15 protein-coding genes are annotated in these 18,808 nt (G+C 59.6%); 2 read left to right on the top strand and 13 right to left on the bottom strand.

Going from position 1 to position 18,808, the window contains the following annotated elements; all coding sequences use genetic code 11:
• Position 1: 1 nt before the first annotated feature.
• From AC0JZ8_RS22730 to AC0JZ8_RS22715, 4 genes are all read right to left on the bottom strand, one after another.
• Positions 2–775 carry an SDR family oxidoreductase gene (locus tag AC0JZ8_RS22730; RefSeq protein ID WP_062578280.1) on the bottom strand — a complete coding sequence of 258 codons (774 nt, stop codon included), beginning with the start codon at positions 773–775 and terminating at the stop codon, positions 2–4.
• Positions 776–849: 74 nt separating this feature from the next.
• Positions 850–1,836, bottom strand: a complete 987-nt coding sequence (locus AC0JZ8_RS22725; RefSeq protein WP_062578278.1) for a substrate-binding domain-containing protein — start codon at positions 1,834–1,836, stop codon at positions 850–852.
• 84 nt (positions 1,837–1,920) lie between these two features.
• On the bottom strand, positions 1,921–2,925 hold the full coding sequence (locus AC0JZ8_RS22720; protein ID WP_062578276.1) for an ABC transporter permease: 1,005 nt from the start codon (positions 2,923–2,925) through the stop codon (positions 1,921–1,923).
• Between the two features lie 67 nt (positions 2,926–2,992).
• The gene (locus AC0JZ8_RS22715) at positions 2,993–4,471 is read right to left on the bottom strand and encodes a sugar ABC transporter ATP-binding protein (protein WP_062578274.1); all 1,479 of its coding nucleotides are present in this window, start codon (positions 4,469–4,471) and stop codon (positions 2,993–2,995) included.
• A gap of 368 nt (positions 4,472–4,839) precedes the next feature.
• Here AC0JZ8_RS22715 and AC0JZ8_RS22710 point away from each other — a divergent pair, with 368 nt between their 5' ends.
• On the top strand, positions 4,840–5,886 hold the full coding sequence (locus AC0JZ8_RS22710) for an NAD(P)-dependent alcohol dehydrogenase (protein ID WP_175487276.1): 1,047 nt from the start codon (positions 4,840–4,842) through the stop codon (positions 5,884–5,886).
• Positions 5,887–6,077: 191 nt separating this feature from the next.
• On the opposite strand, the gene AC0JZ8_RS22705 is transcribed toward AC0JZ8_RS22710, so the two are convergent.
• The 9 genes from AC0JZ8_RS22705 to rsgA form a co-directional block, all read right to left on the bottom strand.
• Positions 6,078–7,193, bottom strand: a complete 1,116-nt coding sequence (locus AC0JZ8_RS22705) for a TRAP transporter substrate-binding protein (RefSeq protein WP_062578270.1) — start codon at positions 7,191–7,193, stop codon at positions 6,078–6,080.
• 62 nt (positions 7,194–7,255) lie between these two features.
• Complete coding sequence (locus AC0JZ8_RS22700; protein ID WP_471893644.1) at positions 7,256–8,824, bottom strand: TRAP transporter large permease; 1,569 nt, start codon at positions 8,822–8,824, stop codon at positions 7,256–7,258.
• A 21-nt stretch (positions 8,825–8,845) separates the two neighbouring features.
• Complete coding sequence (locus AC0JZ8_RS22695) at positions 8,846–9,394, bottom strand: TRAP transporter small permease subunit (RefSeq protein ID WP_062459277.1); 549 nt, start codon at positions 9,392–9,394, stop codon at positions 8,846–8,848.
• 388 nt (positions 9,395–9,782) lie between these two features.
• Entirely contained in the window at positions 9,783–10,886 is a 1,104-nt protein-coding gene (locus AC0JZ8_RS22690) for a branched-chain amino acid ABC transporter substrate-binding protein (RefSeq protein WP_062578266.1), read from the bottom strand.
• A gap of 414 nt (positions 10,887–11,300) precedes the next feature.
• Positions 11,301–12,902, bottom strand: a complete 1,602-nt coding sequence (locus AC0JZ8_RS22685) for an ABC transporter ATP-binding protein (protein WP_471893643.1) — start codon at positions 12,900–12,902, stop codon at positions 11,301–11,303.
• A 1-nt stretch (position 12,903) separates the two neighbouring features.
• On the bottom strand, positions 12,904–14,037 hold the full coding sequence (locus AC0JZ8_RS22680) for an ABC transporter permease (protein ID WP_092663301.1): 1,134 nt from the start codon (positions 14,035–14,037) through the stop codon (positions 12,904–12,906).
• Positions 14,030–14,953, bottom strand: coding sequence for an oligopeptide ABC transporter permease OppB (oppB, locus tag AC0JZ8_RS22675; RefSeq protein WP_062459288.1), 924 nt, complete (start codon positions 14,951–14,953; stop codon positions 14,030–14,032). Before oppB ends, AC0JZ8_RS22680 begins: the two co-directional genes overlap by 8 nt.
• A gap of 57 nt (positions 14,954–15,010) precedes the next feature.
• A complete protein-coding gene (locus AC0JZ8_RS22670; RefSeq protein ID WP_471893866.1) occupies positions 15,011–16,594 on the bottom strand; it encodes a peptide ABC transporter substrate-binding protein in 1,584 nt (527 codons plus the stop codon).
• Between the two features lie 553 nt (positions 16,595–17,147).
• On the bottom strand, positions 17,148–18,149 hold the full coding sequence (rsgA, locus tag AC0JZ8_RS22665) for a ribosome small subunit-dependent GTPase A (protein ID WP_471893642.1): 1,002 nt from the start codon (positions 18,147–18,149) through the stop codon (positions 17,148–17,150).
• Positions 18,150–18,595: 446 nt separating this feature from the next.
• Between rsgA and AC0JZ8_RS22660 the strand changes: the two genes are divergently transcribed.
• Positions 18,596–18,805: a cold-shock protein gene (locus tag AC0JZ8_RS22660; RefSeq protein ID WP_062459297.1), complete on the top strand. Its 210-nt coding sequence runs from the start codon at positions 18,596–18,598 to the stop codon at positions 18,803–18,805.
• The last annotated feature ends 3 nt before the right edge of the window (positions 18,806–18,808 follow it).

Here is an 18,808-nt window from a genome sequence, read left to right as displayed (position 1 = left end):
CTCAGAGAATTGTGTAACCGCCGTCGATCAGGAGATCGGCGCCGTTGATCATGTCCGCACCATTGGAGACAAGAAAGACTGCCGCTGCGGCGATTTCCTGCGGGTAGGCGAAACGGCCGATCGGGATACGCTTCTTCGCATTTTCACCCTTTTCGCCGGCCCAAGCCTTCTTTCCGAGTTCCGTCAGCACGACTGTTGGCGAAATGGTATTCACGCAGATACCGTATTTTCCCCACTCGGCCGCGAAGGTCTTCGACATGCCGATGACGCCGAATTTGGAGGCGCAGTAGGCGACGTGCTCCTCGATTGCGACGGTGCCCGCCTGCGAGGCGAGATTGACGATCTTGCCGCCCTTGCCAGCGGCGATCATCGCCCTTCCGACTGCCTGCGTGAAGAGAAAAGTGCCCTTCAGGTTGATGTCGATCGTCTTATCCCAGTAATCGAGCGACAGATCCTCGGCCGGAGCGAGGAAGACGACCCCCGCGCTGCTGACGGCTATATCGATGTGGCCGAAGGTGTCGAGGACGCCCGCGATCGCCTTCTCGACGGAAGATGCCTGCGAGACATCGCAGACGAAGGATTTCGATGCGCCACCGAGTTCGGCCGCTTTTGCTGCGGCCAGTTCGGCATTGAGGTCAAGCACGGCGACGGTCGCGCCCTTTTCGGTCAGCGCGTCGCAGACGGCAGCGCCGATGCCGGATGCGGCGCCGGTGACGACGGCAATCTTGCCGTTCAGGGGGAAATTCAGGTCGATCTGGGGAGCGGTATCACTCATGTCTTCAAGCCTTTGCGACGGAGACGGGAGGGGCGGCGGTCACCGCCCCTCCCTTGGATCGAAAACGAAAAGTATCAGTTACGGGACTCGAGCAGCTTGTCGGCGTTTTCTTTCGTGACAGGCGTCCAAGGCACGAGGTAGTCCTTCTCGGCGCCATCCGCCCACTTCATGTCCGGATACTGGGTCCAGATCTTCGATTCGGGCTTGTAGTCCTTGTTGGCGGCCTTGATGGCGACGTCGAGAGCGCCCTGAGCCTGGGCGTTGGCGTCCTGCAGGATGGAAGCCATCTCGCCGCGCTTCACCGAGTTGATCGCATCCGTCACGCCATCGACGCCGGCAATCGCGAAGTCTTCAACCTTCAGACCTGCAGCCTTGATTGCCTCGATCGCACCGAGTGCCATTTCGTCGTTCTGGCCGATGATGCCATTGATCTGGCCCGGATGGGATGTCAGCCAGTTTTCCATCAGGGTCTGAGCTTCGGCGCGCGACCAGTTGCCGGTCTGCTTTTCGAGAACCTTTACGTCCGGGCAGGCAGCGAGTGCCTTTTCATTGCCTTCCAGGCGCTGGATCTGGCCGGACTGGCCGATCGGGCCTTCGATGATGACGAGATTGCCCTTGCAGCCCATCTTGTCCAAGACTGCCTTGGCTTCGAGCTCGCCGGCTTCCACGTCGTTCGAGCCGACATAGGATGTGAGGAGATCGGAATTGACGCGGGCATTGGAGCCGACAACGGGGATGCCGGCATCATGGGCCATCTGCACAGCGGTCGCGCCGGCCTCGATATCCATCGGCACGAAGATGATCGCGTCGAATTTCTGTGTGATCATCGTGTTGAACTGTTCCTGCTGGACCAGCGCGTCATATCGGCCATCGAACACCGTGACATCGACCTTGCCGCTCTTGACGGCCGGATGTTCCTTCAGAGCCGCCGACCAGATCTGCATGAATTCAGCATTGAGACCATAGGTGGTCGCGCCAATCTTGAGCTTCTTGTCCTGCGCCATTGCGGGTGCCGAAAGCATCGCCGCACTGGCGACGAGAGCAAGCAAAAGTTTCTTCATTTTCTTCTCCTCCACGGAATGTCCGGTCGCCGTTTTGACGCGCGGTACATGTCGGACCGTTTCGCGATCCGAATTGTTCTGGGGTCAGGCCCCTTGATTGCGTTTTTGATCCAGCATGACCGCACCGACGATCAGCGCCCCTTTGAGGACCTGCTGGTAGTAAGATTCGATGCCGAGCAGATCGAGACCGTTGTTCATGACGCCGATAATGAGCGCGCCGATCAGGGTTCCCGTGACGCGACCGACACCACCCGAGAGGCTGGTACCGCCGATGACCACGGCCGCGATGGCGTCGAGCTCGTAGGCAACACCGGCCTGCGGCAGGCCGGAGCCCGTGCGAGCGGCAAGGATCATACCGGCAAGACCCGCAAGTGCTCCCGAGATGCAGTACACGGCGAACTTGATGCGGGTGACGTTGATGCCTGAAGTCACGGCGGCATGCGGGTTGCCGCCGACGGCGTAGATATAGCGGCCAAAGCGCGTGCGGTTGAGAACCCACCAAGAGGCAATGAAGACGACGGCGAGAACGACGACCGGCATCGGGATGCCGATAATGTTGCCGGTTCCAAGCCAGCGAAAATCCGGGATAAGCGCCGGGACAGGTCTGCCGCCGCCATAGATCAGCGTCATGCCGCGTGCCGCCGACAGCATGCCGAGGGTGGCAACGAAGGCGGGGACGGAGAAGCGCGAGACGATTACACCGACGACCATGCCGCATGCGAGACCGACGAGAATGCCCGCCGCGAACGCGACGAATGCCGGATAGGGGCCGCCCGCAACGCCGGCGGTCGCTGAAGTCGTCGCAAGGCTCGCGGCCACCATACCAGCGAGCGCTACGACCGAGCCGACGGAGAGGTCGATGCCCCGGGTCAGGATGACGAATGTCATGCCGATCGCCAGCACCCCATTGATAGATGTCTGTAGAAGCACGTTCGAGATATTGCCGGCGGTGAGGAAGTACTCGTTGGAGACCGACAGGATGAATGCCAGGAGCAGGAAGGCGAGAAAGATGCCGTATTCCTGGATGAGCAACTTGCGGTTATCCGAACCGAACCATGCGGCTGCCGGCTTGTTTTCTGTGGCGGACACTGTTCTTACCTCTTCCCATGCCGATCGAATCTTGAAAATGCGCGTCTGGCCCAGTGACCCGGGCCCGTCACGTAGAAAGGTGCACCAACGCCTGCGCGTCTGTCTCCGCGCGCGGATAGATGCCAGTCGAGCGACCGTTGCGCATGACGAGGATGCGGTCGGACATGCCCAGCACTTCGTCGATTTCCGATGAAATCATCACTACGGTTCCACCGGCCTCGGCGAATTCGCAGATGATGCGATAGATCTCGCGCTTGGCGCCGACATCGACGCCACGCGTCGGTTCATCGAGCAGAAGCACCTTGGGATTGCGCAGGAACCACTTGCCCAGGACGACCTTTTGCTGATTGCCGCCTGACAGGCCCGAGACCGGCATCGTGTCGCGGGCCGCCTTGATCGCAAATCTTTCGATCATGTTCCGGCTGGCAGCCTGCTCGCCGCGGCGACGCATGACGAAATTGGGGCTGAGTTCCGGCAGGCTGGCAAGCGCAATGTTGCCTCTGACGCTATCGGTCAGATTGAGCCCGGTCAGCTTGCGGTCCTCGGTAACGAAAGCGAGCCCGTGCTCCATCGCGTCAGCCGGCTTGCTGACCTTGACCGGCGCGCCATCGATCCTGATTTCGCCGCTATCGAGACGATCGAGACCAAAGATGCAGTTGAAAATTTCCGACCGGCCGGATCCCATAAGTCCGTAGATCCCGAAGATCTCACCCTTGCAAACCGAAAACGAAATGTCGTCGATCTTGCCGGCGGCTGTCAGCCCCGTAACCTGTAGGCCATCCGTTTCCGTCGGCGTGTTGGTCTTGATATATTCCTCGCCCAGTTCCCGACCGACGATCATCTTGATCAGGCTCGGCCTGTCGATATCAGCCAAGTCACCCGAGCCGATATAGGAGCCGTCGCGGAACACCGTGTAGGCATCCGCGATCTGGAAGATTTCTGACAGGCGGTGCGAGACGTAGACGATACCCTTGCCGGCGGCCTTCAGCCGTTCGATCGTTTTGAAGAGCTGCTGCGCTTCCTTTTCGCCGATTGCCGATGTCGGCTCGTCCATGAAGATGACTTCCGCATCGTGGCTGAGCGCCTTGGCGATCTCGACCAGTTGCATCTGCGCAACCGAAAGGTTCATCATGAACTGAGTGGGACGGATCTGGAATTCGAGCTGATCCAGCAACCGCTGGGCGTTACGGTTCATCGTCTTGAAGTCGACGCCGCCGAAGCGCCCGGAGGGTTCGCGACCAAGATAGATGTTTTCCGCCACGGTCATATGAGGGACAGGGCTCAGTTCCTGTTCGATGATCGCGATGCCGGAGGCGAGCGCTTCGGCTGGGCCTGAAAAATCGACGTCCTGACCGCGACGGCGAATGGAGCCGGCATCGCGCTTGTAAATGCCCATGAGGATTTTGAGGAAGGTCGACTTTCCGGCGCCGTTGCCGCCACACAGCGCGTGCACCGAGCCCGGCTTCAGCTGAAAGCGACCCTCACGCAATGCGGCAACGCCGCCGAAGGACTTCTTCAGTCCTTCCACCTCAAGCAGATATTCCACGCTAATTTCCTCCGATGATCCTTCCGCTCGATGAGCGTCGGACCAATCACTGTCTGGGTTAACCGCCCTCCAGCGGCCAGCACGTGACATTTGTCAGATAGTTTTCGACAAATGTCAACATGCCTTCATTGTAGGCTGAAGGTGTCCCTATGGTGAGCAAAAATCCTGTTTTTATCGTTTTAAAACAAACGGATGGACTGCTTGGTGGGGAGAGCGAGACCTTGGGGGCGAAGGGGCGATACGCGCAAGAAAGAAGCGATAGCTGCTGAAAATCTCACCAAACAGCACTTTTCTTTTTCAAACCGGTCGCTATTCCTAGGTCAACCGATGCGCCGAATTTGGCGCCCATCGAGCAAAAGGATCCGATGATGAAAGCCTTGGTACTGGAAGAAAAGGGCGTTCTCGCCCTTCGAGACATTGACCTGCCGCTGGCGGTCGGAGCTTCGGAACTGAAGATCAAGATTCACACGGTTGGCGTCTGCGGCAGCGACGTACACTACTACACGCACGGCGCAATCGGACCGTACGTGCTGCGTGAGCCAATGGTTCTGGGACATGAGGCGGCAGGCACGGTGATCGAGGTCGGCTCGGCCGTTTCCGGTTTCAAGGTTGGAGACCGGGTGTGCATGGAACCGGGAATACCGGACCTCTCGTCGCGCGCATCCAAGCTCGGCATCTATAACGTCGATCCCAGCGTCCGGTTCTGGGCAACGCCGCCGATCCATGGCGTTTTGACATCCGAAGTTGTCCATCCCGCGGCGTTCACCTACAAGCTTCCCGACAACGTGTCCTTCGCCGAAGGCGCGATGGTGGAGCCATTTGCCATTGGCATGCAGGCTGCAGCGCGTGCCCGCATCGCCCCCGGCGATGTTGCGGCGGTGATCGGAAGCGGCCCGATCGGGATCATGGTCGCTCTGGCGGCGCTCGCTGGTGGGTGCAGCCGCGTGTTCATTTCCGATTTCAGCGCACCGAAACTCGCCATCGCTGCCCAGTATTCCGGTATCACCCCTGTCAATATCGGGGAGGAAAGCTTCGCCGAGGTCATCGCACGGGAAACCGACGGCTGGGGCGCCGATGTTGTTTTCGAAGCCAGCGGCAGCCCGAAGGCCTATGACGGGATATTCGACCTCGTTCGCCCGGGTGGAGCGATCGTGATGGTCGGCCTGCCGGTGGACAAGGTTTCGTTCGACGTGGCAGGCGCGATCTCGAAGGAAATCCGAATAGAGACGGTCTTCCGCTACGCCAATATCTTCGACCGGGCGCTGCAGCTGATTGCATCCGGCAAGGTGGACCTTAATCCGCTGATTACCGAGACTTTCCCTTTCGACAAGAGCATTGAGGCCTTTGAGAGGGCAGCAGCCGGCAACCCGTCAGACGTCAAGCTGCAGATCCTTCTGGGTGACGCCGCGGTTTAGGAAAATCCGATCAGTTCTGAAGGCCGGTGGCCGGGAAAGCATGGGATCGTCACGCGAGATCATGCCGTCCCGGCCGCGGCTTTTGCGATGTGACGGTAGGACCACCTGGACATCCCAACGATAGACCTGTCTCTTCGGTGCCAATTGATCGTGAGTGCGGAGGCCGGCCTTAAAGCCGACCTCCGGTTTTGTTACTTGCCCGAGGCCTGGGCGGAGTACATGTAGCTGTCATAGCTGTATTCGGCGACGCGGAACCACTCGAAGGACTCGTCCCTGAACTTCTTCCAGCCCGGATAGATCTTTGCCCATGCCGGGTGCTTGGCGCTATATTCCGCGTAGAGCTCGAACGTCGTCTTGTAGGCGGCATCCATGACATCGCGTGGCAGCGGTCGCAGTTTGACGCCCTTGCCGACGAGCGAGCGGATCGCCGCGGTGTTCTTCACATCGTAGAGTGCCTGCATGTTGATGTTCGCCGCCTTGCAGGCGGCATCGAGTGCGGCCTTGTAGGCGGGAGGCAGACCCTCATACTGTGCCTTGTTGATGAAGAAGTGGATCGTCAGACCACCTTCCCAATAGGCCGGGTAGTAGTAGTTCGGCGCAATCTGGTAGAAGCCGAGGCGTTCGTCGTCATAGGGACCGATCCACTCGGCCGCGTCGATTGTTCCGCGCTCGAGAGCCGGATAGATATCGCCCCCCGGTAGCTGCTGCGGCACCACGCCGAGCCGAGACATCACTTCGCCGGCAACACCGGCGATGCGCATCTTGACGCCCTTGAGGTCGGCGACGCCCTTGATCTCCTTGCGGAACCATCCGCCCATCTGGGCACCGGTGGCGCCGCCGGGGATGCCAACCACGCCATAGGCAGAGAGAAACTCGTTATAGGCCTCGTTGCCGCCGCCGTGGTAAAGCCAGGCGTTCTGCTGACGACCATTGAGACCGAAGGGGATGGTCGAGCCGATCGCAAATGTCGGATCCTTGCCGGTGAAATAGTATCCGCAGGTATGAGCGATCTCGACGGTGTTCGCCTTCACCGCATCGATCGCCTGCGGTCCGGGTACGAGTTCGCCGGCCTGAAACACCTGGATCTGGAATTTCCCGTCGGTGATCTTCGACAGCGTCTCCGCCATGACGGTTGCGCCGCCGTAAATCGTGTCGAGGTTGTTCGGGAAGCCCGAAGTCAGGCGCCATTTGATGCTCGGCAGTTCTTGGGCAACCGCCGGTGCGGCGAGTGCGGTCGCGGCGACTGTTGCCGCCCCTCCGACTGCGCCTTTCGTCAGGAAATTGCGTCTGTTGATGGTTTCCGTCATTGCGTTTCCTCCTCCTCAGGTTCGGCAGTATCGAACGCACGCTGTGCGATCAAAGCGTGTGTCTAGTTTTTCGGTGCGCCGAAGCTTGGCGTCGGGGAACCGAAATCTGGTGCAGGGATATCAACAGCCGGGGCGGCGGGATCGCCGGAAGACTGCTCCGGTGCGCCGAATGGCTGGGTCGGTGTTCCAAACGGGTTAGCGCCATCGGCACCCGGCATCGGTACGTTGAGCTCAATCGTCGATGGATCGACGACGGCAGATCCTGATTTGTAGTGAGTCACGAGACCCGGAAAGACGATGACGACGACGACCATGACGAGCTGGATCGCCAGGTAGGGCAGGGAGCCCATGTAGATCTGGCCGGATGTGACCGGCTGGATTGTCGCACCGGTGATGCGATCCTTGTAGGCCCGTGTCGGAGCGACGGAGCGCAGGTAAAACAGCGAGAACCCGAACGGCGGATGCATGAACGACGTCTGCATGTTGATCGCCAGCATCACGCCGAACCAGATCAGGTCGATGCCGAGCGCATCGGCAACCGGTGCCAGCAGCGGGATGATGATGAAGGCCAGCTCGAAATAATCGAGAAAGAAGGCCAGGAAGAATACGAGCAGATTGGCAACGATCAGGAAGCCGATCTCGCCGCCCGGGATCGACGTCATCAGGTGCTCTACCCAGACGTGACCGTCGACACCGTAGAAGGTCAGCGAAAACACGCGCGCGCCGAGCAAGATGAAGATCACGAAGGAGGACAGTTTCGCCGTCGCGTAAAGGGCCGACTTCACCATCGCCAGCGTAAGCTTGCGATTGAAGGCTGCAAGAAGCAGAGCACCGACTGCGCCCATCGCGCCGCCTTCGGTCGGCGTCGCAAGGCCGATAAAGATTGTGCCGAGAACGAGGAAGATCAGCACGAGCGGCGGCACGAGCGAGGTGATGACCTTGGCCACAAGCTTCCAGCCACGAAGCGATCGCGCCTCGATGGGAAGAGCCGGCACGCTTGCCGGACGCAGAAAGGACATCAGGATGATGTAGCCGGTATAGGCAGCAACCAGCATGAGACCGGGCACGAGTGCGCCCTTGTACATGTCGCCGACCGACCGGCCGAGCTGGTCGGCCAGAATGATCAGCACGAGGCTGGGCGGAATAATCTGGGCAAGCGTTCCCGACGCTGCGATCGTGCCGGCCGCGACCCGTCGGTCGTAACCATATCGCAGCATGATCGGCAGGGAGATCAGGCCCATCGAGATGACGGAGGCCGCAACGACGCCTGTGGTGGCTGCAAGGATGGCGCCCACGAAGATGACCGCGAAGGCGAGCCCGCCGCGGATCGGGCCGAACAGCTGGCCGATCGTATCGAGCAGATCCTCGGCCATTCCGCTTCGTTCGAGAATCAGTCCCATGAAGGTGAAGAAAGGAATGGCGAGCAGCGTCTCGTTCGACATCTGCCCGAAGATGCGGTCAGGGATCGCTCCGAACAGGTTGATGGGCAAAAGGCCTATTTCGATGCCGATGAAACCGAAGACAAAGCCGACAAAGGCGAGTGCGAAGGCAACCGGATAACCAAGCAGCAACACGACGATCAGTGATAGAAACATGATCGGCGCGAGATTTTCCGCAAAGAATGCAAACATATGAGCGTATCCTGCTACGAATTAGAGCGCTTGCGCTTCGGCGTCGGCGAGAGCGACGGCGTCGGGCATCGCACCGCTGAGGATCGCTAGCCGTTTGATGAGTTCCGACAGTCCCTGGAGTGCCAGCAGGCCGAAACCAATCGGGATCATGGCCCAGACTGGCCACAGCACCAGCCCACCGGTATTGTTGGAGACCTCTCCGCTCACATATTTGGCGATGACGATCGGCCATGACAGGTAGATGGTGACGAGGCAGAACGGCATCAGGAAGAAGATTGTCCCGAACACCTCGATCCAAAGCTGCGCCCGTCTGGGGAGCTGGCCATAGACCAGATCGACCTTGACGTGCTCGCTGCTCAGCAATGTCCAGGCCGCCGCCAACAGGAAGGCTGCGGAGAAAAGGTACCATTGCGCCTCGAGCCAGGCATTTGAGCTCAGATTGAAGACTTTTCGGGTCACTGCGTTGATGGCGCTGATCAGCACTGCCGCCAACAAAAGCCATGAAACGGCTTTACCGAAAAGCGTGTTCATCGCGTCGATAGCGCGCGACACGGCGAGTAGACCAGACATTTCAAACCCTCCCAGGCAAGCTGCCCGAAGGCAGCTGTCCCATGCACTACTATCGCCGCAAATCACACGCGACAAGAGCATTATGACAAGAGGCCAATCTCGCGGTCTGGGAAAAGGCTTCGATACACGTTGCTATGGGCTGGAACAGACCATGACGTAGGGAGCGCAAACGTCCCCGCTGATTCTCGATTTCGACGCTTGTTCTTTTCGCATCCAGCATGAACGCGTGACGCGCATGACGAGAGATTTCTGTCGTCAAATCAGTGTCTTTGAGAAAATAGGTCTGGTTTCAGCCGCCGTCGCTTCAGGCGATAATTGAAGGCTAGCGCACCGACGGCAAGCAAACGGGCGCCTAGGGCGCCCGTCGCAATACAGATCCGGAGCGGCCTTATTCGGCCACAACCGTCTTTCCGCCTTCCCACTTGTAGACGGAAAAGCTCTGCGAGCTGAGATCGCCGGTTTCACCGTAGGTCAGTTCGCCAATGGCAGTCTTGATACCGGTGCCATCCTTGAGCGCGGCAGCAACTGCCTCAGCGTCGTCGGTGCTGCCAGCCTTGGCGATGCCGGCGGCGATGACCTCGACGGCTGCATAGGCGTTGAGGGTAAAGGCTTCGGCGGGGATCTTTTTTGCAATGAGCGCATCGGCCGCGGCCTTGCTGTCGGTATTCTTCAGCGCGTCGGCAGCGTTGGTGAAGATCGTGCCGTTGGCTGCGTCGCCGCCGGTGGTGATGAACTCGCTGTTGGAAAGGCCGTCACCCGCGATCAGCTGCACATTCATGCCGGCATCCTTCATCTGGCGCACCAGAAGGCCTGCTTCCGGGTGATAGCCGCCGAAATAGAGGACTTCGGTGCCTTCCGACTTCAGGCGTGTCACCAGCGCGCTAAAATCCTTGTCGCCCGCCGTCAGCGCGTCGTTGAAGACTTCCGTGATGCCGGCCGCATTCAGCGATGCCTTGAAGGCATCGGCGAGACCCTTGCCATACTGCCCCTTGTCGTTGAGGATGGCGATCTTCTTGTCCTTAAATTTCTCGACCACGAATTTCGCGGCAACGTCCGCCTGCTGGTCGTCCCGGCCGCAGGTGCGAAACACGGTGGAAAGGCCACGCGCGGTCAGTTCCGGCGAAGTGGCTGTCGGGGTAACCATCAGTGCACCGTTTTCGGCAAACGCGACCGAGGCGGGGATAGAGACGCCCGATGTGACAGGGCCAACCACGAAACGGATATCGTCGGCAATCAGCTGATTGGCGGCAGATACGCCCTGTTTGGGTTCGCCGGCATCGTCGACAATTTTGAGCACGAGCTTCTCGCCGTTGACGCCGCCCTTCTTGTTGATTTCCTCGACCGCGGTTTCAGCGCCGTTCTTGATCTGCGCGCCGATCGCAGCAACCGGGCCGGTCAGCGGCGCGATGAGGCCGACCGTGATGTCGGCGTAGGCAAGCGGGGCGAATGCGAGTGTGGCAGCGAGTGCCGCAGTGATTGTCTTCAATGTCATGTCAGTCTCCTGGGATGCGGACCTCCCGACCCGCGTGCTAATCGTGCGCCGAACCCGCTCAAACCGTCGGCAATGCCATGACTGGTGGAAGAGGGAGGGCGCGTCCGGTCCGCGCGTGGCCATATTGAGCTTCTCCGTGCGTCCAACAATTTTCCTAGAAATATTGGGCCGGTGACGCAAGAAGATAACGGGAAGCAGTGACCTCTTGATTGAATAATTCACGGCTTCTTGTGGGGACGTGATGGGCCGCTGCAGCCGTCCCCTTTCATACCGGCAACTCACACGACGGAACCAACCCATGATTCGGGCAGCCGTCCATGGCGCCCGCCGGCGATCAGGCGGATACGTGTCGTTCTCCACACTGCGCCGCGGTTCGAAGACGACGACGGTGGGCATATTGCTGATAGTGGCGACTCAGATGCTGAAAGCGGCTCCGATCAGCGCCCTTGTGTAATCGGCCTTCGGGGCGTCAAAGATCGCGTCCGTATCGCCTTCCTCAACAATTTTTCCGTTGTTCATGACGATCACATGATCCGCGATGGCCCTGACCACGGCAAGGTCGTGGCTGATGAAGACGTAGGAAAGGTCGTGGTCGGACTGCAGCTTGCGCAACAGGTCGATCACCTGTCCCTGCACAGACCGGTCGAGTGCCGAGGTCGGTTCGTCGAGGATAACCACACGCGGCTTGAGGATCATCGCGCGGGCAATCGCGATGCGCTGGCGCTGACCGCCGGAAAATTCGTGCGGGTAGCGATTGCGCGCCTGGGGATCGAGCCCGACTTCGGTCAGGGCGGCGATCGCGCGCCGGTCTCGATCCGCCTTGTTCAGCGAAGGCTCGTGGACGAGCAGACCTTCGGTGATGATCTCGCCGACTGTCTGACGCGGCGAGAGAGACCCAAAGGGATCCTGGAAGACGAGCTGCATCTCCTTGCGCAGGGACCGCATCTGCCGACGGTCGAAGCCGGAGATGTCGGTCTTGTCGAAGCGGTAATGACCATCGCTGTGGAGAAGCCGGAGCAGCGCGCGCCCAAGCGTCGATTTCCCCGAGCCGGACTCACCAACGATGCCGATCGTCTGGCCCTGCCTGAGCTTGACGGTGACGCCGTCAACGGCCCGGAAACTCTTTGGACCCTTTGAAAAAAGTCCGCGGCCGATCGGAAAATCGACCGTGACATCGCGTCCCTCCAGGATGATCGGCGCGTTTTCCGCCGGCGGTTGCTTGCGACCCTGCGGTTCGGCATCGATCAGCATGCGGGTATAGGCGGAAGTCGGAGCCTCCAAGATCTGTGATGTGGCTCCCTGTTCCACCACTTCGCCGCGCCGCATGACGACGACACGTTCGGCAAAATGCCGGACAATGCCGAGATCGTGGGTGATCAGCACAATCGCCATGCCGAAACGCTTCTGGAGCGAGCGCAGCAGTTTCAATATCTGCGCCTGGACCGTCACATCAAGCGCCGTCGTCGGCTCGTCGGCGATCAGGACGTCGGGTTCGTTGGCAAGCGCCATGGCGATCATGACGCGCTGCCGCTGGCCGCCGGACAGTTCATGCGGGTAACTGTCAATGCGGCGGGCGGGATCAGGAATGCCGACCAGTTCCAAGAGTTCCAGCACGCGGCTGCGGGCCGCTTTCCGACTGCCGCCGCGGTGGTAGACGATCGGTTCGGCGATCTGGCGGCCGATCGTGTAAAGCGGATCGAGCGAGGTCATCGGTTCCTGAAAGATCATCGTGATCTCGGCACCACGGATCTTGTTGAGCTCGTTATTTCGCAGTCCGACCAGTTCCTTGCCCCGATAGGCGGCGGAGCCAGTGACGGTGCCGTTTCCAGCGAGCAGGCCCATAATTCCCATCATCGTTTGGCTCTTGCCGGAGCCGCTTTCGCCGACGACGGCAAGCGTCTCGCCGGCACGGACATCGAAGCCGATGCCCTTGACCGCATTGACCGTGCCATCCGGCGTCGTGAAATTCACTTTCAGGTCGCGGATCGAGAGAATGGTGTCTTTTTGATCGGTCATTTCAACGATCCTTCGGGTCGAGCGCGTCGCGCAGGCCGTCGCCGATAAAGTTCAACGAAAACAGCGTTGCCACGAAGAAGATGGAGGGAAAGATCAGGAGCCAGGGTGCCGACTGGATATTGTTGGCGCCTTCCGAAATCAGAGCCCCCCAGCTGGTCAGTGGCGCCTGAACCCCGAGCCCGAGGAAAGACAGAAAGCTTTCCAGGAGGATTACCTTCGGAACCACGACGGTGACGAAGACGATCACCGGTCCGATCGTGTTCGGGATGATATGCCGGCGGATAATTTGCCAGTCGCTCAGGCCGAGCGCTTGGGCAGCGCCCACGAATTCCCGGCGCTTCAGCGCCAGCGTCTGGCCTCGCACGATGCGCGCCATGTCGAGCCATTCCACAGCGCCGATCACCAGGAAGATCAGGATGAAGGAACGACCGAAGAAGACGACCAGGACGACGACAAGAAAGACGAATGGCAGAGAATAGAGGATCTCGACGAAGCGCATCATGACATTGTCGACACGGCCGCCAAGATAACCCGCGGTCGCGCCGTAGAGCACGCCGATGCCAAGCGAGACGAGGCTGGCCAGCACGCCGACGGCAATCGAGATCTGGCCGCCGAGCATGACACGGGCAAGCAGGTCGCGGCCGTTCGGATCCGTGCCGAACAGGAAGTATTCCCGGCTGACATTCCCTTCGACCTTGAGAACGCGCCCGTCTTTTTCGGTCGCCACTACCTTGGTGTCGTCGAACTCGTTGGCACGGTCGAAATAACGCGTCGTGCGTGGGTCGATCGGATCCTCGGCGCTGATGGTCGCGGAAAAGATCTGGCCCGTCACCTCGAACGCGTCGAGGTTGACGCGGGCGCGAGTCGCGACGCCTTGCATGGCGCCCTCCAGCGATGCCTCGTCTGGCCGCGGCTCGAGACTTGGCGCCACCGTCACATAGGAAGAAAAGACCTGGTCATAGCTATGAGGCACAAAAAGTGGGCCGAGATAGGAAAAGAGCGCGATCAGAACGAGCATCACGCAGCCGCCCATCGCCGCCTTGTTGCGACGGAAGCGGATGGCGGCAAGCTGGAAAAGACTGCGGCTTGTGCTCTGGGGCGGGGTGGAAGGCGGATCGTTGGCGATATCAGTCATGACGGACCCTCGGATCGAGCAGGCCGTAGAGAAGGTCGACCAGGAGATTGAAGACGATAACAAAGATGGCGATCAGGACGACGGTGCCCATGACCAGCGTATAGTCACGATTGAGCGCGCCGAGCACGAAATAACGGCCGACGCCCGGAATGGTGAAGATGGTCTCGACGACGGCCGAGCCGGTCATCAATGCGGCGGCACAGGGTGCGAGATAGGAGACGACCGGCAGCATGGCGCCGCGCATGGCATGCGTGATGACGACGATCCGCGCCGGCAGGCCATAAGCGCGCGCGGTGCGGATATGGTCGGCATGCAGCGCCTCGATCATGGAGCCGCGCGTCAGCCTGGCGAAAACGGCGAGCTGCGGCAGCGCCAGTGCGATCATCGGCAGGAGCAGGAACGAGAACGAACCATCTCCCCAGCCACCGGCTGGCAACAGCGCAAGAAGAATTGCGAAAATCAGCGTCAAAACCGGGCCGACGACGAAATTTGGGATCGTCGTACCCATCGTCGCAAGCGTCATGATGGAAAAATCGAGCACGCTGTTCTGGCGCAGGGCCGCGATCGTGCCGAGCGTCACGCCGCCAATCAGGGCCAGAAGCAGAGCGTAGAAACCGAGTTCAATTGAGTAGGGAAGGCCTTTTCCGATCAGTTCCGCGACGGTGTTGTCCTTGTAGATATAGCTTGGACCGAAATCACCCTGTACGGCATTGCCGATATAGGTGAGATATTGACGCCATAACGGCTGGTCTAGCTGGTAGGTCCGCATGATGTTTTCCATCGTTGCGGGTGGCAGCGGACGTTCCAGGTTAAAGGGACCGCCCGGAGCAAAACGCATCAGGAAGAAGGAAATCGTCACGACGATGAACAGCGTCGGGACGGCGCTCGCGAGGCGGCGCAGGATAAAAGACAGCATGCAGTAGTCTCCTGCGGGATGGCGTCCGAAACGCTGTCGGACGCCATCCCGTGTCGATTATTCGGAAACGCTCAGGAAGCGGCTCAGGTGTTCATTGGCAGCATTATCCTGCCAGCCCTTGATGCGGTCCGAAACAAGCCACAGATCGGCCTGGGTCAGGAAGGGAGCAATCGGCTGGTCGCGCATCAGGATTGTTTCCGCCTCATGCATGATCTTCGATCGCGCAGCCGGATCCGTTTCCGCATACGACTTCTTCATCAGATCGTCGAATTCCTTGCTCTCGTAATGCCCGTAATTGAAGGTCTTGTTGGTCGAGAGGTTCAAGGCGAGGAAGTTTTCCGGATCGGCATAATCGGCAACCCAGCCGGCACGTGCCACGTTGAACTTGCCGCCTTCCTGGAGATAGGCGTAGTGCGAGGAGACATCGAGATTGCTCATCGTCACCTTGGCACCGAACGTGTTTTTCCACATGTCGGCAACGGCGGTGGCGACACGTTCGTGGTTCGGGTTGGTGTTGTAGCGGACCTCGATATTGAGCGGCTTGCCGCCTTCACCGTAACCGGCTTCCTTCATCAGTTCGATCGCCTTGTCTTCGCGGTCGAGCTGGGAAAGTTCTGCGAAATCGGCCTTGGCGGGTTCGCCATAGTTCGCCATGCCCGGCGGCACCAGCGAATAGGCGGGAAGCTGCGACCCGCTATAGATCTTCTTGGCCAGGAAATCGCGGTCGACGGCCATGGACAGGGCCTGGCGGACACGAACGTCGTTGAAGGGAGCCTCGCGGCCATCGAAGACGTAATAATAGGTCGCAAGCGTCGGCGACACGTGCACCTGGTCCTTGTAGGCCGAGCGCAGCCGCTCGATCTGGTCGGCGGAGAAGTTGTAGACGAGATCCATTTCCTTCGCCTCGAAGCGGCGGACGGATGCGGCCTGGTCGTCGATCGGGTAGAAGATCACCTTGTCGAGCTTGACGTTGGCGGCATCCCAGAAATTGGGGTTCTTTTGGACAACGAGGCTGTCGTTCGGCACATGGCTGACGAGCTGGAAGGCCCCGTTCGACACCATCGTGCCTGGCTTGACGAAATCGGCGCCGTTCTTCTCAAAGCTTGCCTTGGAGACAGGCAGGGCAGTCTGGTGAGCAAGAAGTTCAAGGAAGAAGGGGGTCGGGCGCTCGAGGGTGATCTCGAACGTCTTGTCATCGACGGCCTTGATGCCGAGTTCCTTCGGATCGGCCTTGCCGGTGTTGACCATTTCCGCGTTCTTGATCGGGTAGAGGATGTTCGCATATTTCGCGGCGGTCTTCGGATCTTCCACGCGCTTGAACGAGAATTCGAAATCCTGCGCCGTGACGGGCGAGCCATCGGACCACTTGGCATTCTCACGCAGCTTAAACGTGTATGTCAGTCCGTCTTCGGAGACTTTCCACGACTCCGCTGCACCCGGTACAATCTTGCCCGCCGCGTCGTAGATCGTCAGACCTTCATAAAGATCCTTCAGAATGAAGGCTTCGATATTGATCGAGGTCTGGGCCTGATCGAGCGTTTGCGGTTCGCCGGAATTGCCACGATGAAGCACCGTTTCAGCAAATGCCGGTGCCCCAGCCAGCAGAGTTGATCCGAGCAAAGCGACCGCTGCCGCACGCATGAGACGAGATGACATACCGTTATCCTCCTGGTTTTCCGTCCGATTGGGCGAGTGAATGCCAGAAATATCGGAACCGCAAGGCTTTTTTGCTCTCGACTCAAATGCGGAGTGTATATCCGCGCGCCTCGACTAACCTCATAATTGCAGGGTCCTGCAGGGGCAATAGCCGGGGTATCCTGACCTGGCATCCGCGCCAGACCGTGAATCGAGAAAGCAGCGACATTTTACGTTCAGGTAAACCGAGCAGCGAATACCATGGTGTCGCGATCAGGGTGCCTGGAGTAATTTTATTGCAGGAGCACAAATGAAAGCGGTTTCCACCGATCTATCTCGATACAATCAGGGAGGGCATGGTTGGGCATCATCGGACTGCCATATGCGCCTCTCGCAATATGACGATCCGGCACCCCATCAGCGGCTCTCAAACATCGGGGACGGTGTAGCGTCGGCTATCACGGGCAACGAGCCGATGAGGCAAAGCGTCACGAATCTGCACGCTCCGCGGCTCATCCCTTCAACAAAGCGCTTCGGCCAAGCATGCGGCAGGTCGCGCCTAGTGGCGCTTTCTTCTGGAGATCTTGTTGCCGTAGGGCCCGCTGACAACCGGCGTCCTGTCCCGATTTTCGGTGACCAGGGTTCGCCACCGGTCGAGACGATCGCCCGCGAGTGCGCCGTTTGCGACTGCAGCCTGAACGGCACATCCGGGTTCGTGGACATGGCTGCAATCGCGAAACCGGCACTGCGATGCCAGTTCGGCGATATCGGAAAAGAAGACATCGATACCGTCGGCAACATCACTTACATACAGCGTCCGGATCCCGGGTGTATCGATCACCCATCCGCCACCCGGTAGCGCGTGCAGCGATCGTGCCGTCGTGGTGTGTCTGCCCTGCGAGTCGTATTCCCGGATCGTGCCGGTCTTCTGTGTGTCCGACTGAGACCCGACGAGCGAGTTGACCAGGGTTGATTTCCCAACGCCCGACGATCCCACGAGCGCGCAGGTCTGACCCTTGCCGCACCACGGCGCCAGGAGTTCGCGTGCCTCTACCGAGCGTCCGTTCAGGAGGATGACGGGCAGGCCTGGCTGCAGTGCCTGCGCCTGGACCCGGAAGACGTCAGCGTCTTCGGTCGTGTCCGCCTTTGTCAGGACGATCACCGGGTTGCTCCCGGCTTGTTCGGCCAGGATCAGATACCGTTCCAACCTTGAAAGGTTGAATTCGGCGTTGCAGGACGTCACGATGAACAGGGTATCGACGTTGGCAGCAACCAGTTGCGGGGTCGTGTCGTTCCCCGCACGTCGTTGGAATAGAGTTTTCCGTTCAAGACGGCGAACCAGCATGCCGCTGATCGGGTCGGCGAGGATCCAATCGCCGACCGCGAAATCGGCGGTGTTGGCGTTGGCTGGGAGCTCGAGGGCGGCCGGACCACCGGCATCAATAGCCTCCACGCGCGACCGGTGGACGGAGGCAATGCGCCGCGGCGCGAGTTCGTCTTCATCGGATGTGAGCTGATCCGAAAAGAAGTCCGACCAGCCAAGTCGTTTAAGCGCTGTCATGTGAAGGGGGTCGATCAAAGGAAGGTCGCAATCTTTGGAGCTGTTAGGGTTGGACGGGGCCTGTTGGCTTCGGTTTCCCTTGGCTGCGCGAGAAGTTTGGCCGAAAAGAGTCTATGAGCGTCGGTGCGTCGCGGACGGAGGCAAGTTCTTTTGGACGCTGGCATACACAACCATCCTCTTCAGACTGTATGCGCGGAGCAGTTGGCGGACAAGCCCTAACGAACCTCGTCGTGCGGGACGGGTCTGCAGAGCAGGTCAAAACTAAAGGTTGACTTGGCGGCCCTTCGTCTCTATCTTTGGTTTATCGATCTTTTGCTTGCTGAACTTTGGTTACCGCGCGATTGGCACCGCGCTCTGAACGAACTTCCCTCTCAAAATCAATCGTTACACTCATCCGTTCGGCTTCGGTCCTACGGTCACTCAACATTGCTTTGAAAGGGTTCATCATGACCACAGGCACAGTAAAATGGTTTAATTCCACCAAGGGTTTCGGCTTCATCGAGCCTGACAACGGCGGCGCTGACGCGTTCGTCCACATCTCTGCCGTCGAGCGCGCGGGAATGCGCGAAATCGTAGAAGGCCAGAAGCTTGGCTACGAACTCGAGCGCGACGCGAAGTCTGGCAAGATGTCGGCCTGCAACCTTCAGGCTGCCTAATCG

This window comes from Velazquezella soli (assembly GCF_977018685.1).
This window is presented reverse-complemented; position numbering and strand designations above follow the sequence as displayed.